Source organism: Rubrivivax sp. A210 (assembly GCF_904426505.1).
GTDB lineage: Bacteria > Pseudomonadota > Gammaproteobacteria > Burkholderiales > Burkholderiaceae_C > Rubrivivax.
The window spans coordinates 170,186-185,188 of sequence record NZ_CAJGBN010000067.1; the positions used below are offsets into that span (position 1 = coordinate 170,186).

General features: G+C 66.0%; 13 protein-coding genes and 1 pseudogene. 7 read left to right on the forward strand and 7 right to left on the reverse strand.

The features are described from left to right. Positions 1 to 5: 5 nt before the first annotated feature. Positions 6 to 1,199, reverse strand: a complete 1,194-nt coding sequence (gene cas7u, locus JMV16_RS21960; RefSeq protein ID WP_201496455.1) for a type I-U CRISPR-associated RAMP protein Csb1/Cas7u — start codon at positions 1,197 to 1,199, stop codon at positions 6 to 8. A gap of 305 nt (positions 1,200 to 1,504) precedes the next feature. Between cas7u and JMV16_RS21965 the strand changes: the two genes are divergently transcribed. Further along, the gene (locus JMV16_RS21965) at positions 1,505 to 1,699 is read left to right on the forward strand and encodes a hypothetical protein (protein WP_201496456.1); all 195 of its coding nucleotides are present in this window, start codon (positions 1,505 to 1,507) and stop codon (positions 1,697 to 1,699) included. Positions 1,700 to 1,788: 89 nt separating this feature from the next. On the opposite strand, the gene JMV16_RS21970 is transcribed toward JMV16_RS21965, so the two are convergent. From JMV16_RS21970 to JMV16_RS21980, 3 genes are all read right to left on the reverse strand, one after another. Next, positions 1,789 to 2,472 (reverse strand): TIR domain-containing protein, encoded by a 684-nt coding sequence (locus tag JMV16_RS21970; protein ID WP_201496457.1) that lies wholly within the window; start codon positions 2,470 to 2,472, stop codon positions 1,789 to 1,791. A gap of 881 nt (positions 2,473 to 3,353) precedes the next feature. Then, complete coding sequence (locus JMV16_RS21975; RefSeq protein ID WP_201496458.1) at positions 3,354 to 3,851, reverse strand: GIY-YIG nuclease family protein; 498 nt, start codon at positions 3,849 to 3,851, stop codon at positions 3,354 to 3,356. Between the two features lie 146 nt (positions 3,852 to 3,997). After that, a complete protein-coding gene (locus JMV16_RS21980) occupies positions 3,998 to 4,684 on the reverse strand; it encodes a hypothetical protein (RefSeq protein WP_201496459.1) in 687 nt (228 codons plus the stop codon). A gap of 1,569 nt (positions 4,685 to 6,253) precedes the next feature. On the opposite strand from JMV16_RS21980, the gene JMV16_RS21985 reads away from it, so the two are divergent. The 4 genes from JMV16_RS21985 (at position 6,254) to JMV16_RS22000 (ending at position 10,718) form a co-directional block, all read left to right on the forward strand. Next, positions 6,254 to 7,507: a lipoprotein-releasing ABC transporter permease subunit gene (locus JMV16_RS21985; RefSeq protein WP_201496460.1), complete on the forward strand. Its 1,254-nt coding sequence runs from the start codon at positions 6,254 to 6,256 to the stop codon at positions 7,505 to 7,507. Next, complete coding sequence (locus JMV16_RS21990; RefSeq protein WP_201496461.1) at positions 7,500 to 8,186, forward strand: ABC transporter ATP-binding protein; 687 nt, start codon at positions 7,500 to 7,502, stop codon at positions 8,184 to 8,186. The genes JMV16_RS21985 and JMV16_RS21990 overlap by 8 nt, the downstream gene beginning before the upstream one ends. Positions 8,187 to 8,239: 53 nt before the next feature. Next, positions 8,240 to 9,103, forward strand: a complete 864-nt coding sequence (locus JMV16_RS21995) for a 3',5'-nucleoside bisphosphate phosphatase (RefSeq protein WP_201496462.1) — start codon at positions 8,240 to 8,242, stop codon at positions 9,101 to 9,103. Between the two features lie 274 nt (positions 9,104 to 9,377). Then, positions 9,378 to 10,718 (forward strand): DEAD/DEAH box helicase, encoded by a 1,341-nt coding sequence (locus JMV16_RS22000; protein ID WP_201496463.1) that lies wholly within the window; start codon positions 9,378 to 9,380, stop codon positions 10,716 to 10,718. Positions 10,719 to 10,954: 236 nt separating this feature from the next. On the opposite strand, the gene JMV16_RS22005 is transcribed toward JMV16_RS22000, so the two are convergent. Both JMV16_RS22005 and JMV16_RS24645 read right to left on the reverse strand, forming a co-directional pair. Then, complete coding sequence (locus JMV16_RS22005) at positions 10,955 to 13,588, reverse strand: hypothetical protein (RefSeq protein ID WP_236580654.1); 2,634 nt, start codon at positions 13,586 to 13,588, stop codon at positions 10,955 to 10,957. Between the two features lie 78 nt (positions 13,589 to 13,666). Next, a pseudogene (locus tag JMV16_RS24645) lies at positions 13,667 to 13,912 on the reverse strand (DUF4062 domain-containing protein); the annotation flags it as partial. Positions 13,913 to 13,974: 62 nt separating this feature from the next. Here JMV16_RS24645 and JMV16_RS22010 point away from each other — a divergent pair. Together JMV16_RS22010 and JMV16_RS22015 are read left to right on the forward strand one after the other, a co-directional pair. Beyond that, entirely contained in the window at positions 13,975 to 14,247 is a 273-nt protein-coding gene (locus JMV16_RS22010) for a YlcI/YnfO family protein (RefSeq protein WP_201496465.1), read from the forward strand. Continuing rightward, positions 14,244 to 14,558 (forward strand): type II toxin-antitoxin system RelE/ParE family toxin, encoded by a 315-nt coding sequence (locus JMV16_RS22015; protein WP_201496466.1) that lies wholly within the window; start codon positions 14,244 to 14,246, stop codon positions 14,556 to 14,558. Before JMV16_RS22010 ends, JMV16_RS22015 begins: the two co-directional genes overlap by 4 nt. A gap of 87 nt (positions 14,559 to 14,645) precedes the next feature. Here JMV16_RS22015 and JMV16_RS22020 read toward each other — a convergent pair whose 3' ends face one another. Further along, a complete protein-coding gene (locus tag JMV16_RS22020; RefSeq protein ID WP_201496467.1) occupies positions 14,646 to 15,002 on the reverse strand; it encodes an FKBP-type peptidyl-prolyl cis-trans isomerase in 357 nt (118 codons plus the stop codon). Position 15,003: the final 1 nt, after the last annotated feature.

Consider the following 15,003-nt stretch of genomic DNA (forward strand, 5'->3'; position numbering starts at 1 on the left):
GGTCCTCAGGCTTCGTCGGCGGCATCCCCTTGCGACGCCGCCTCGCGGCTGCGGTGCACCAGTTCCTGCAGCCGGTCGTCGGCTGTGAGCTTCAGCACCTGGGGCCGGAAGTTCAGGCCGTGCTGGGCTGCGTGCTGGGCGGCTTCCGCGAGCAGGGTGCGCGCGGTGCCGGCCTCCAGCGAGACGGTCTCGACCTGCTGCAGGGTGCGCCCGATCATCTCCAGGCGGCCGCTGTCGTGCGGCAGCAGTTCGCAGCGCGAGCGCAGCAGGTAGCCCGATTCGTTCTGGGCCACGAGGCCGAACAGCGTCAGCGCGGCGAGCACGGCACGGCCGGCCTGGTCGCGCGCGGCGATGACTTCGCCGTCGTCGGTGGGGAAGGAGATGTGCCGCAGGCCGGAGCAGGACAGCACGCTGGTCTGGATCGCGCCGTTGATCACGGCGGCCCGCGGCACGGCCGTGGAGGGCACGCTGCCGAAGCCGAATTCGCTGGGCTTCTTGGGCTTCTCCTTGCCCGCCTTGCCCCCGGCGGCCTTGAGTTCAAAGCGCCGCAGGGTGTCGTGGGTGGGCACAAGTTCGGCCACATCCTTTCGGATGTCCATCGGGTCGAACTTGGTGGCCGAGATGTCGGCCGGGTGGGCGTCCAGGCCCAGGATTTCCGAGGTGAGCAGGCGGGGAATCTTGGCCGCCATCGGGCCGCCGCCGCCGTTGCTGTCCCAGGCCCCGAGCGTGAGCGTGACGGGCGCGTGCGTGAACAGCGCGGTGGCGGTGGCTAGGCGGGCCTGCAGCACCGAACGGCCGATGTTGGTCTCGAAGAACGGCACGTCGTCGAGCATGCAGGCGCGCATTACCGCGTCATAGATGCGGTGCGAGAGCTGCAGCACGGAGTAGACCGGCTCGCCAAAGGCGGCGGGGAAGGCAATCTCGATGTCGGGGTAGGCAATGCGCCCGGCGCGCGAGGCATCGAGCAGCGCGGTCTCGATGCGGTTGGACTGGCTCTGCGGGGAGTCCAGCACGACCACGTCGCGCTGCTGGCCCTCGACGAAGGCGCGGCGGAAGGCGATATAGGGCGGCTCACCGCGCTTGGAGGCGGCATAGGTGGGCGGGCAGACGATGCCGTCGGGGTTGACCGTGGCCAGGCCGACCGTGTAGCGGATCACAGAGCGGGATTCGACGCACTGCAGCAGCTGGTCCAGGTTCATTCGGGCTCCTTGGGGTGGATCGGGTGGGAGGTGTCGAGTAAGCATCGCACGGCAGTAGCTCACAGGATGAGCTTATGCCCTAGCGCAATTCCAACGAAGGAAAGTGCCTGCGGGGGGCACTGACGGACGGCCGTAGCCTACTCAGCAAGCCGTAGGGCGGCGTTGTCGTCCACGTCTTGATGCTACCGGCGCGGCGGCCCGGCCGCGGCCTCCTGGAGGGCGGCCGGCGCGAGGTAACGCTGTCCAAGACCTAGCGTGGCCCGGCGGTGCGCAGGGCGGCGATGCGCCACTGCGGCATCGTGTGCATGGCCTGCGCCTTCGCGCCGCCGGTGGAGAGCCAGCTCGACGTGCAACTCCTCGACCCAATCTCCGAAGGCCAGCGCCGCACGCGGCTGAAGGATGTGGTGGTGCTGTGCGCGAACTGCCACCGGCTGGCGCACTCGGTGGAGCCGCTGTTGGGGGTGGAGGGGTTGCGGCGGGTGGTTCAGGCCGAGGACTGAAGCTGCGCCCCGCTGCGCTTTGGGTTGCGTTGCCGCTGGCCCGGGCGTGGTGGGCTGCCGTTGGCGCTCCGCTTGAGCGAGGGGTTAGATCACTTGACGAGAGTATCTTCGATGCGCTGTGAAATGGTATCGTAGACTAATTCTCGTTCATTCTCGTCAACTAGAGACAGTGGCTCATCCGGGGAGTTTATTGCTTGAAACTCACGAAGATTCTTGTCGCGTGTATAGCGGCAAGGCTTAAGAATTACAGGAATGATTAACGTGCCCTTATTCTCAGCAGTGTGAAGTAGGGGAGGTAGCTCATTCTCAATAATGAAGTCTGACGCCAAAAAGTCCGCGCTCACAAGTAGCACAGCGACTCTCGCCCGCTGCAATGCCTTCTCAATCTCTTTCTTCCACTTGTCTCCAGCTTGGAGGCGCGTATCGACCCACGGATCTATTACACCTTGCTTATGTAATGGCTTCAGATGAACCATCAAGCGCTCTAGGTAAGCGCTATCTCTGTGGGAATAACTGATGAATACATGCTTACCCGTGGGACGAGTTAGCGGAGCTTGTAAGCGGGGAACCTCAGATTCCTGGATTTCCAGAACCTCAAGTAATTTATGTAGTACTGGGGGCGATGGTAGCCGGGACCCCCTTAGAACCAGTAGTGCGCTTTGAGGACTCACCTCGAGTAGGCGCGCTAGTTGTGGAATCGACATCTCACGCTCGGTTCTACGGGCATTGATGAGTTTGCTGAGTTCTTCGCGGTTGATATTCACTAGATCCATGTGATGCTCTCTTTGTAATGCCTAACGTTCGAGCGAACCGGGCGACAACGGCAGGACGCCAGGCCCGGGCTGGCGAAAATGTACCGCGTACCACCACCAGCCAGGGCCCGGCGGCCTGCCGCTGGCGCTCCGCTTGAGCGAGAGGTTAGGCTTCACCGCGCAAGACAGATATTTCTTCCACGGAATACGGTGGAATGCGCGTATGTGCGATTCGATGGCATGTAGGGCATAAAGAAACAAGATCGAACGAAGCAATTTCACGAACACCGCTATCCGCGACACGCTCCAAGTGATGGCATTCAATGATAAACGTTTCTCCTAGCTGGAGCCGAAAGCCGCAAGCGACGCACGTGTAGTCGTCTTCTTGCTTTCTTTGTTCAACGATTGCTTTATTGCGATCATGCTGGGTTACTAGTCGATCCGATAAATAACCCTCTACGGCACGTATATCGTCTTCATTAAGGAAGATGAACGCTGATTCGAGACTGTTTGAATCGTATCGCTTGCTGCTTCGCCTGCACTCTGGATTCCGTTCAACATGTCCGAAATGTGCGATATTAGGACCTTTTCCCCATCGTGCTCGGACAGTCTTTCCACACTCAGTGCAGAGAAATTTTGGCCGTTCGTCACCGGGCTGTCTACTGTCCTGAATAGCCACAGCTTGATCGGCAGTGATAAAGTTTCCGTTAAATATGCAAGATGTTGACAGTGGCATATGAGCTGGGTTCTTCGCGGAATGTGAAGCCTAATGTTCAAGCTATCCGGCCAGCGGAGGTAGGACGCCCTGGCCCGGGCTGAGACACTGTATCGCGTACCTCATCCCGGGCCAAGGCGCCCTGTCGTAGCGGGTCAGGTTGAGCGAGGAGTTAGGCGTCGGCGCTCTACAGCAGTCCTCTTGCAGGATGGCCCGGCGGAAGCGGGGAATCGTCTTCTTCGTCATTAGGATTCTCGGCCTGGCCCTGTGAGGGAAGTACGTCAGTTGCATACTCTTGGTAGTTGTAGTGCAGTAGGCCCGGATTGAAAATTCCTGCCAAGGCATGGGTATCTGGGAGAGGTGACGCAGACCTAATCGCCTCTGTACTCCCGCACCATAAGGCGAGACCCATTTGCTGACCTGCAGAAGTGACCGCTTCAACTGCGGTCCAGGCCGAACATTTGAACCACTCCTTCCGTGCCTTGTATTGCTTCAGTTCGCCATGAGCTATCCTCTCCACCGTCCGACAGTCCGAAACCTGAAGTGCAAAGGCAACTTGGTATTTGAATGGAATCCCAGAGGCGTCCAAGTCACTTGCCCGCTGGGCAGGATCGCGAGTGGTGAAGCCAACTTTCACCAAGCCGGGCATTGCTTCGTTTGTAATGACGTAGACCCAGCCGCGCACGAGAACTCCTTTCGACGCCTAACGTTCGAGCTAAGCCGGACCCGGCGGCAGGGCGCTAGGCCCGTGCTGGCGAATATGTACCGCGTACCGCCAGACCGGACCAGGTGGCCTGCCGTTGGTACTCCGCTTGAGCGAAGGGTTAGGCGTCACGGGGCTGGCACCGGAAAGGTTCCCAAACCTCTTATTCTGGCTTTCAACTTTGTGTGTGTTGATGAGGCAAGAGTAATGATTTTCTCGCGCAACTCGTCATTCGCGCCGGGTGCGGGATTCCCAATGCCAACATGCGCGACTGTGAAGTCAAGCAGTGCCCTACGAAATACGGTTAGCTCCATTCGATCCTCGAGCGACAGGAACATTTCTGCTTGTTCCGTGGCAATACCGAGCGCGCGTATATCTGCGAGCGCCTTCGTTCGTTGCTCCAACGTCTTGTACTGAGGATCAATATCGCCAATCGCGCCGATGTCAGTTCCAATAGGCGCCACCAGTAGTTCAAGATTTACTAAACGTTCGAACTCAATTTCTGAAAATCTGAGTGCAATCGACTTTCGAAGTTCGCTCTGAGCTTTTGCGGCCTCTGCTTGTGCGATTAGTCCAACCTTATATGCTTCAAGTTTTTGCTGGAAATCGTGCTTTATTTGTTCGAATTGCGGAAGTAGGCTGGCAGCGTGCACCGCATTCTCTCTAGAAAGCTCGGCTTTGAGTCTTTCCAGATCGGAGGACAGTGAGCGTTGAAGAATTTGCTTCCACTTCTCCCGGAACATGTAGCCAATCAGAGCTAGCAATACTGCAGCGACGCCAGTCGCTCGGGCCAACCAGTCAAGGAATTCTGCCACTGAACCTCCATGAAGCGGAATAGCGTGGTCCGTAATTGTGATGCCTAACGTTCGAGCTAGGCTGGCCGCGGAGGCAGACGGCGCTTGGCCGCGGAAGGGTTGATGCCACCGGCCCCTGGAGCGGCCAAGCGACGGCTGCCGTAGCGGCTCAGCTTGAGCGAGGGGTTAGGCTTCACTTTATTCGCCGCCACGCGGGATTCGCAGGCGTGTAGGTCTCGATGCCAATGATGCTCGCCCGTTCAGGCGATATACACCTAAAAGTGAAGCCATGTCCTGGCTTTGTGCCTTCCCACAGTTTGCAGCAATGGATTCCCCGACTTCGAAGAAAGCGAGCAAGCTCACCCTGCTGATACCTAGTCTCAACATTGACCAACGTGTCACCTAGTCTTGCTAGGGACTCGCGGTCGTTATGATCTTCCTCAAGAACTTCGTTTGCCTGAATGTTCAGCTCTACTTCGTAGAGATAGCTGCTGCCATTATTTCCGGCTAGGTACCGTGCGAAGTACTCACCTCCTTCACGGTTCTCGGCGAAGTAGATGCCGTAAGGGATGCCGGATCCGCCTTCCCCTGCCCCAAAGAACTGCATAGAGAAGCGGCTAAAAAGTACGTTCGAGCCGTGCCAGACGCGCATTGTGAAGCCTAACGTGCTATCGCCAGCGTCGTGGAACTGCAACGGCCGGGAACAAGTTCTGTCGCGGTAGAACTTGTTCCTAGTATCCCTGATCGACTTGGCCTGAGATTTGGGGCGTCGTAGCCCGATACGGCCAATCCGGAGGTGCAGCAGTTCTTAGACGCGATTCCTGCCCTTGTACATTGCACCCTTGGCCGGTGCAAGCCGGCGGGCCCCGAGGGGTAGAGGTAGGTCAATGTTTGGGCCTGCTGGCGCTCGCCCAAGCCCTGCAGCCCCAGTCGGGCAGCCTCAACCCTAGCCGGGAACTACGGCGGTAGCAGGGGCCTCTCTGCCACCGTCCGAACTTGAGGGTCAGGCTTGGCCACAAGTCACGGTCGCGGCTGCAGCTCCAGGATTGAGCGCGCGGTCATCTTGGGTATCGCCATGCTGGAGGCCGGGGCCACGTCGTTGCACGGGACCGCCAGCACAGCATCCCCCAAGAATTTTTGCCAAATTTTTCGGGAGAGCCCCGGCAACACGTCCATGGGCCCGGCCGCCTAAGCCAGGGGTTACCGGCCCGCGCGCGGGGGCGCCTGGGGGTTGCGGGGGTCGGGCGCCGTCCCCCTCCCAAACGACTTGCGGTGCCAGGGAAAGGGGGCCCCAAGCGGCTATCAAGCCCCCTCCCGCATCAGCTAGGCAGAGTTCCGGTGCAGCACTGCCCATCGGTACAGCGGCCCCGGAATGGGTGGTGCGTAGAGGAACGGACGAGACACGCCGGCGCGATAGCTACTCTTTGGCGCAGCCTGGCACGCTGGCTGTCGATGCCCGGCACCACGCTACGATGCAGGCGAGTTTGGAGGGCGGTTTAGAGCACTTTTAGGACACTTGCCTTGTGTGCAAGACCTCGATCCCAAGTTAAGTGCTTGATTTTTATAACTTTCCGCCAATAGAGAGTTCAGATGGAACTGCCCTACGAGTGGCACATCGGCTGGCGCTACACCCGCGCCGGCCGCGCCGGCCGGCGCAACGGCTTCATCTCCTTCATCAGCGGCGTCTCGATGCTGGGCATCGCGCTGGGTGTGGCCGCGCTCATCATCGTGCTCAGCGTGATGAACGGCTTCCAGAAGGAGGTGCGCGACCGCATGCTCAGCGTCATCGCCCACGTCGAGATCTTCGATGCCGGCGGCGGCGCCCTGCCCGACTGGCAGGCCACGGCCGCCGCGGCGCGGCGCGACGAGCGCGTGCGCGGCGCCGCACCCTTCGTCGCCGCCCAGGCGCTGGTGGGTCGTGGCGAAGAACTGCGCGGCGCCATCGTGCGCGGCATCAGCCCGGCCGACGAGGGCCAGGTCACCGAGCTGGCGCGCACCCAGGCACCGCTGCTGGCGCAGCTGCAGCCGGGAGCCTGGAACATCGTGCTCGGCGTCGAGCTGGCGCGGCTGCTGGGCGCACGCATCGGCGACAAGGTCACCGTGGTCTCGCCCAGCGGCCAGCTCACGCCGGCCGGCCTGGTGCCGCGGCTCAAGCAGTTCACGCTGGTGGGCACCTTCGAGGCCGGCCACTACGAATACGACAGCGGCCTGGCACTGATCCACATCGACGACGCGGCCAAGCTCTTCCGCGTCGAGGGGCCCACCGGCGTGCAGCTGCGCCTGACCGACGTACACGATGCGCGCGGCGCCGGCCAGGACCTGCAGCAAAGCCTGGGGCCGGCCGTGCGCGTGCGCGACTGGACGCGCACCAACCGCAACTGGTTCGAGGCGGTGCAAGTTGAGAAGCGGCTGATGTTCATCATCCTCACGCTCATCGTCGCGGTGGCCGCCTTCAACCTGGTCAGCACCCTGGTGATGACGGTGACCGACAAGCGCGCCGACATCGCCATCCTGCGCACCCTGGGCGCCAGCCCGCGGTCCATCATGGGCATCTTCATGGTGCAGGGCTCGACCTCGGGCGTGATCGGCACCCTGGCCGGCTGCGCCCTGGGCCTGCTGGTGGCCTTCAATGTCGACGTCATCGTGCCGGCCATCGAGCGCGCCCTGGGCGTGGCCTTCCTGCCCGGCAGCATCTACGTCATCAGCCGCATGCCCAGCGAGCCGCAGGCCGGCGACATCGTGCCCATCGTCGCCATCTCCATCGTGCTGGCCTTTGCCGCCACGCTGTACCCGAGCTGGCGCGCCAGCCGCGTCAACCCGGCCGAGGCGCTGCGCTATGAATGAGGCCGTCACCGGGGCGGTCCTCGCTGCGTTTGATCTGCACAAGCGCTTCGTCGAAGGCCGCGGCGATCAGGCCCTGGACGTGAGCGTGCTGCGCGGCGTGAGCCTGCGCGTGGACCGCGGCGATACGCTGGCGGTGGTGGGGCCCTCGGGCGCCGGCAAGAGCACGCTGCTGCACCTGCTGGGCGGGCTGGAGGCGCCCAGCGCCGGCCGCGTCGAGCTGATGGGCCGCGACATCGCCACGCTGGCGCCGGCCGCGCAAGGCGCCTGGCGCAACCGCCACCTCGGCTTCGTCTACCAGTTCCACCACCTGCTGCCCGAGTTCAGCGCCCTCGACAACGTGGCCATGCCGCTGCGCATCCGCCGCCTCAGCGTGGCGGCAGCGCGCGAGCAGGCCCAGGCCATGCTGGCGAAAGTCGGCCTGGCCGGCCGCGCCGCGCATCACCCTTCGCAGCTCTCGGGTGGCGAGCGCCAGCGCGTGGCCATCGCCCGCGCCCTGGTCAGCGAGCCGGCCTGCGTGCTGGCCGACGAGCCCACCGGCAACCTCGACCGCCACACCGCCGAGACCGTGTTCGAGCTGATGCTGGGCCTGGCGCGCGAACGCGGCACGGCCTTCGTCGTCGTCACCCACGACCCGGCGCTGGCGGCGCGCTGCGCACGCACGCTGCAGCTCGAGCGCTGAACGCAAGCCCCGACGGCGAGCGGCCCAAGAGGCCGCCTCCTACAATCGCTGCAGTGCACCTGCTCAACGCCGACCTCCACAGCCACAGCAATGTCTCCGACGGCACCCTGAGCCCCGAAGTGCTGGCGGCACGGGCCCATGCCCAGGGGGTGGAACTCTGGTCGCTGACCGACCACGACGAACTCGCCGGCCAGCACCGCGCCCGCGACGCCGCGCTGGCCCTGGGCATGCGCTACCTGGCCGGCACCGAGATCTCGGTCAGCTTCGCCGGCACCACGGTACACATCGTCGGCCTCGGCATCGACCCCGACGACCCGGCCTTGATAGCCGGCCTGGCCGCCACCCGCGGCGGGCGCCGCGAACGCGCGCAGCAGATGGCCGCCGGCCTGGCCGCGGTGGGCATCAAGGACGCCTTCGAGGGCGCGCTGCGCTACGTCGGCAACCCCGAGCTGATTTCGCGCACCCACTTCGCTCGCTTCCTCGTCGAAAGCGGCGTGTGCGAAGACACCTATGCCGTGTTCCGCCGCTACCTCACCGAGGGCAAGCCCGGCTATGTGCCGCACCAGTGGGCCCGCCTGGGCGATGCGGTGCGCTGGATACGCGAGGCCGGCGGCATCGCCGTCATCGCCCACCCGGCGCGCTACCGCTACACACCCATCGAGGAATACGCCCTCTTCACCGAGTTCATCGGCCACGGCGGCCGTGGCGTCGAGGTGATGACGGGCAGCCACAGCGCCGCCGAGCAGGCGCGCTATGGCGAGACGGCACGCGAATTCGGCCTGCTGGCCTCGCGCGGCAGCGACTTCCATTCGCCGGAAGAAAGCCGAATTGAACTGGGCAGCCTGCCCGACCTGCCGGGCCACCTGGAGCCGGTGTGGATGGCGCTCGAACACCGCATCCAAGAAACTCACCCGTAAAAACCCGAATCGACATAGAATCGTCGGCTGGCCTGCACCTTGAGGCCATTCGTTCATCCCCTTCGACCTTCGCCGCGCCGGTTCTTCGGTGCCGCATTTTTCGGGTCGGCGGCGATGCCGTCGCCATGATCCGACATCCGCGCTGCGTCCTGCAGCGGCGGCCAGCGTATTGATGCGACTCCACCAGTCGGTGGCCATGGTCATTCCTGTTGACCACGGCGCCGCCGGTGCGCTCCTGTGCGCGCCGAAGTATCGAATGAGAGCGAGAACGACGATGAGTTTCGACAATCTGGGCCTGCACGCCTGCCTCAACCGCGCCGTGGCCGACGCCGGCTACACCCAGGCCACCGAAGTGCAGCTGCGCGCCATCCCGGCCGCGCTGGCCGGCGCCGACCTGATGGTCAGCAGCAGCACCGGCAGCGGCAAGACCGCCAGCTTCGTGCTGCCGGCGCTGATGCGCGTGCTGGCCTCGCGCGAGCAGCAGCGCACCCAGGCCGCACCGCAGGACCAGGGCGCCCCGCGCTCGCGCCGCCCGGTGGCCGCCAGCGGCCCGCGTGTGCTGGTGCTGACGCCCACCCGCGAACTGGCGATGCAGGTCGCCAAGGCGGCGGCCGACTACGGCCGCCATGTGCCGGGCCTGCGCGTGGCCACCATCGTCGGCGGCGTGCCCTATGGCGCGCAGCTGAAGGCGCTGCGCGGCCCGCTCGATGTGCTGATCGCCACCCCCGGCCGCCTGATCGACCACATGGAGTCGGGCAAGGCCCTGCTCGGCAACATCGAGGTGCTGGTGCTCGACGAGGCCGACCGCATGCTGGACATGGGCTTCATCGAGCCCATCCAGCACATCGCCGCCGCCACGCCCGCCGGCCGCCAGACGCTGATGTTCAGCGCCACCTTCGCCGGCTTCGTCGGCCGCCTGGCCGAGCAACTGCTGCGCGAGCCGCAGCGCATCGACATCGCCTCGCACACCCAGGCCCACGCCGACATCGAGCAGCGCCTGCACTGGGCCGATGACTTCGCGCACAAGAACGCGTTGCTGGACAGCATCCTGACCGAGCGCGACATGGAGCAGGCGGTGGTCTTCACCAGCACCCAGCGCGACGCCGACTGGCTGGCCGACCGCCTGGCCGACATGGGCCACCATGTGGCGAGCCTGCACGGCGGCCACCCGCAAGGCCGGCGCACACGCGTGCTGCAGGGCCTGCGCAACAAGCAGCTGAAGATCCTGGTCGCCACCGATGTGGCGGCGCGCGGCATCGACGTGCCCACCATCAGCCACGTCATCAACTTCGGCCTGCCGATGAAGGAAGAGGACTACGTCCACCGCATCGGCCGCACCGGCCGCGCCGGGCGTGCCGGCCTGGCCGTGACGCTGGCCGAGCGCCGCGACAGCGGCATGATCCAGCGCATCCAGCGCTACACCACGCAGCGCATCCCGGCGGCCACCATCGCCGGCCTGGAGCCCAAGCGCGTCGAACCCAAGCCGATGGCGCGCCCGGCCGCGCCGGGTGGCCGTCCGAGCAAGCCTTTCGGCCCGCGCCCCTTCGGCGCCAAGCCCTTCAAGCCGGCGGGCAAGAGCTTCTCGAAGAAGCCGGCCGGCCCGCGCGCAGTCTGATGGGGCGCGGCGCGCGGTCGCGCACTGGTTGCGCGGCCGGCGCCTGGCTTCGGTTCGGCTGGCCCTTAGGCGGCAGGCCGTGCCGGGGACCACAGTGGCGCGGCTGAACGCCGCTTCCGGCCTTCAAGTGAAGGCCTTGCGGCAAGCGGCTGACGGACTCTTCACGACTCCTCGGCGACGCCCGCCATCCTGACTCCGCTCCCGCGCCCCGCGCGCATGCGAGGCGGGGCCTGTTGTCACCCCACCCGCTTCAAGGCGGCGCGTGTGGCCTCGGCCTGCGGATGCTCGATGCGCTCGCGCACCGCCAGGGCTTGCTGGAACGCGCGCTGCGCGTGCTCGCGCTCGCCCAGCGCTTCGAAGGCCAGCCCCCAGGCGTGCGCGGCGTCGGCTTCGCCCCAGGCGTCGCGGCACTCCGGGGCAGTCGCCAGGTCCAGCGCCTCGCGCGCGGCGGCGAGGGCCTGGCCGGGGTCGGGACGGGCCAGGTCGATGGCGGACTTCGTCACCAGCAACTCGATCAGCCGCAGGCGGTAGCCGCAAAGGCGCGCCTGGCGCAAGCCGTCGTCGGCCTCGGCTTGCGCGCCGGCCAGGTCACCGCGGGCGAGCGCCGAGCGTGCGGCCAGGTGGTGGGCTTCGATGATCCATTGCATGTCGCCGGTGCGGGCGGTCCAGGCGCGGATCGCATCAATGGCGCCGCCGGGGTCTTGCCCTTGCGCGAGCGCGAGGCGCGCGAACAGGGCCTGCCAGCCGGGGATCTCGGAATTCCATTCCTCGCCATGCGCAATTCGAATGCCGGCCTCGGCCATCAACCGGCAGGCATCGGCTTGGTCCAGGTCCAAGTGGTGGCGGGCGTGCTGCTGGCCGTCGAGCGAATACAGCATCGGTTCGTCGCCGAGCACGGTGGCCGCAGCGAAATCGGCTCGCGCCGCGGCGATGTCGCCCAAGTGATGGTGAGCGGTCGCGCGACAGGACAAGGAGCCTATTCGACCGAAGTCATCCTTCGCCTGTTCCGCTTGCTCCAATGCTTCGCTCGCCGCCTTAAGCGCGTCGCCAAGGTACCCCACCTCGCGAGCAACTCCGCAGGCGTTCCGCAGGCCGATGCTGGTCTCCGCCGGCTCTTTAAGCATGAGCTTGCGGGCATTGTCTTCTCGCCATAGGTCGGCGGCTTCGCGTAGGCGGCCCAGTCGGTTCGCCACCAGCGCAAAATCGTTCAGGCCAACCGACTGGAGCCGCGCACTCATTCCTTCCCCGAACCTCTTTGGGTCACCCGACGCCGGCAGGAAGCCGCGCAAGATGCGATCACCGCGAGCGAACTCGCCAAGCTTCTTGCCAAGGTGGGAGTAGCTCCCCAAACCGAACCAGTAGAGATCAAACGAATCCTGGACCCGCCCGGCCAGCCGCGTCGCCTCGATCAGCTGCTCGTAGCGGTCGAGCATGGCAGGCGCTTCCGGACTCTTCTCCGGCCGCGCCTCGAGCCCCTGGCCAATGCGCCGGGCCACCACGTCGAACACGGCCGCGGCCGGGCAGCCGAGCAGCGCGGCAAAACGTTCGCGCACGAAGGGATGGGCCGTCCAGTTGAGCGTGCCGTCGGCCGCCGCATAGCGGAAGACGAGGCCGCGATCGACCAGCCGCTGCAGCAGCCGCGCGAGCGCCGGCCGGGCGTTGACCAGCACGCCGGCCACCTGCCCACCGGCATCGACCAGCGTGCCCAGCAGTTCGACCGTGATGCCACGCGGAAAGACCGAGAGCCGTGCCAGTAGATCGCGCTCCTCAGTAGGCAGCCGCTCGGCATAGAAGGCGAGCACCCGCGCCAGCTTGGCGGCCTTGGGGTCATCGCCGGCGATGGTGGCCAGCTGCAGCGTGGCCGCCGCCTCGATGCGGCCGGCCTCGAAGTGGCTCAGGTACGAGCCGATCACGGCCACCGACAGCGCATGCCGGCCCACCTGCTCGCACACGGCGTCGAGCTGCGCGTCGCTGCCCGCCACGCGCCAGCCCCGCAGCACCTGGCGCGCGGCGTCGGCATCCAGGTCTTCGAGCAGGGTCTCGACGACGCCGCGGCGCTGCCAGTCGCGCAGGTCAGTGAGCGGAAAGCGCGACGTCACCAGGGCCCGCGTGCGCCCCAGGCCGGCGGCGATGGCCTGCAGCAGCAGCTTCAGCGTATGGTCTTCCAGCTCACCCCGCACGCGGCCCGTGCCGGCCTCGGCCTGCACGCGCTCAAGCCCATCGAGCACGATCAGGTGCGGGCGGCCGTCGCGCAGGCCGCGCTGCAGCCGCTCGAGCCGGCCGCCGGCGGGCGCGCCCTCGGGCTCGCCGAGGAAAAGCTGGGCACATTCGCGCACGAAGGCGTCGGCCTCGGGCTTCTCGTAGAACGACCACACCAGCACGCTGCCGGCACCGGGCGGTGGCCAGCGTTGCTCCAGGCCTGCGACCACCTGTTCAGCGACCGCGGTCTTGCCGGTGCCGCCCACGGCCACCAGGGCCTGGATGCGGTCGGGCGAGGCGGTGTCGTCGGCCCAGGTCGAGAGCTGCTGCACCAGCGCGGCGCGCCCGCTGAAGTGCGGCGCCGGCTGCAGCGCGTGCATGATGCGCAGTTCCGGCGGCGGAGCGCTGGGCGCCGACGGTCGGCCGGGCGCGGACGACGCAGCGACGTGGGCCAGCGTGGTGGCGATCTTGCGCCCCAGCTCATCCGGCGTGGTGAAGCTGTCCGCGACGACTTCCTTGCGCAGCCAGGCCTTGAAGTCCTGCAGCGCCTTCACGGCGGCGAAGACCTCGAGCGCCTTGGCGGGGTCGGCTTGCACGTCGGGCTGCATCAGCCGGTCCTGCTCCTTGGGCTCGGTCCAGGGATGCTTGTCGTCGACGATCCAGGCGTACACCGGCTTGCGCGCCCGCAGGGCCGCCTCTACCTCGCGCCGCGTGATGCTGCCGCCACCCTTGTCGGGCTCGTAGCCATAGCGGTGCGCGACGATGCAGACGACGAGGTCGGACGATGCCGCCAGGCGCTCGCATTCGGCCACCGGAGTGCCGGGCAGCGGGCCGAAGCGCTCCATTACCACCGACTGCTGCTGCAGGCGCAGCAGGGTGTCGTCGGCGATGCGGCGGTGTTCGGCGAGATCGAGCGCCGTGGACGAGAGGAAGACGCGCAGCTTGGTCATGCTCAGGGTGTGGTGCTCGAAGTCTGCAACGCTGGCGCGGGCCATTCTCGCCCACGGGGCGAAACCTCCCTGCAGAGGGTGCAACTCAAACGCAATACACTGCGACGATGAAGTCCGCCGTCATACCCCAGGTCCGCGTCGAGCCCGAATTGCGCGCCGAGCTCGAGGACGTGCTCAGGCCGGGCGAAACCCTGACCGCCTTCGTCGAGGCCAGCGTGCGCAACGCCATCGCCTTCAGGCGTGTCCAGGCCTCATTCCATGCGCGTGCGCAAGCGGCATCCGAGGCCTACCACCGAACGGGGGTTTCCGTGCCGGTCGAGACCGTGCTGGAGAGGCTCCAATCCAGGCTTGACGCCAAGCGCAGCAAGCTCGGTCGATGAGTTTTGCCGTCGAGTTGTCTCCGACGGCCGAAGCCGACCTGGAGCGCCTCTTCGACTTTCTTCTCGACCGGGCCGACACCCGCGAAGACCTCGATCACGCCCAGGCCGTGATCGACGCCGTCAGGGCGACAGCGCAGCACCGCCTGGCCATCACGCCCTTCAGCTTTCGCAAGGCGGCCCAGAACCCTGCACAGCGCGAATTGATCATCCCTTTCGGCGCCACGGGATATGTCGCCTTGTACGAGATCGTCAGCGCGTCGAAAGTCGTCGTGCTGGCCGTGCGCCACCAGCGGGAAGAGGACTATTACTGACGTCGGTTATCAAGGGCCGCGCACCAGGCGGCGGCCTGCATGGCATCGCGCGAAGTCCATGCGCCCACGGACTTCGTGCGCCAGTCGTCAGACCGCGATCAGATCAACCTCGAACACCAGCGTCGCGTTCGGCGGGATCACCCCGCCGGCGCCTCGCGCGCCGTAGCCCAGCTCGGGCGGAATGGTCAGCACGCGGGTGCCGCCCACCTTCATGCCGGCCACGCCCTCGTCCCAGCCGCGAATGACTTCGCCGCCGCCGAGGCCGAAGGCAAAGGGCTGGCCGCGGTCCTTGCTGCTGTCGAACTTGCGGCCGCGCGAGTGGGCGGCCGTGGGGTCGTAGAGCCAGCCGGTGTAGTGCACGCGCACGCGCTGGCCGGCTTGGGCCTCGGCGCCGTCGCCGGCCACGGTGTCTTCGTATTGCAGGCCGGAAGGCAGGGTCGTCATG

Excerpts from the sequence above, each read along its gene's own strand:
- cas7u (WP_201496455.1), bottom strand. The coding sequence starts at position 1,199 with ATGAACCTGGACCAGCTGCTGCAGTGCGTCGAATCCCGCTCTGTGATC.
- JMV16_RS21965 (WP_201496456.1), top strand. The coding sequence starts at position 1,505 with ATGGCCTGCGCCTTCGCGCCGCCGGTGGAGAGCCAGCTCGACGTGCAA.
- JMV16_RS21970 (WP_201496457.1), bottom strand. The coding sequence starts at position 2,472 with ATGGATCTAGTGAATATCAACCGCGAAGAACTCAGCAAACTCATCAAT.
- JMV16_RS21985 (WP_201496460.1), top strand. The coding sequence starts at position 6,254 with ATGGAACTGCCCTACGAGTGGCACATCGGCTGGCGCTACACCCGCGCC.
- JMV16_RS21990 (WP_201496461.1), top strand. The coding sequence starts at position 7,500 with ATGAATGAGGCCGTCACCGGGGCGGTCCTCGCTGCGTTTGATCTGCAC.
- JMV16_RS22000 (WP_201496463.1), top strand. The coding sequence starts at position 9,378 with ATGAGTTTCGACAATCTGGGCCTGCACGCCTGCCTCAACCGCGCCGTG.
- JMV16_RS22010 (WP_201496465.1), top strand. The coding sequence starts at position 13,975 with ATGAAGTCCGCCGTCATACCCCAGGTCCGCGTCGAGCCCGAATTGCGC.
- JMV16_RS22015 (WP_201496466.1), top strand. The coding sequence starts at position 14,244 with ATGAGTTTTGCCGTCGAGTTGTCTCCGACGGCCGAAGCCGACCTGGAG.
- JMV16_RS22020 (WP_201496467.1), bottom strand. The coding sequence starts at position 15,002 with ATGACGACCCTGCCTTCCGGCCTGCAATACGAAGACACCGTGGCCGGC.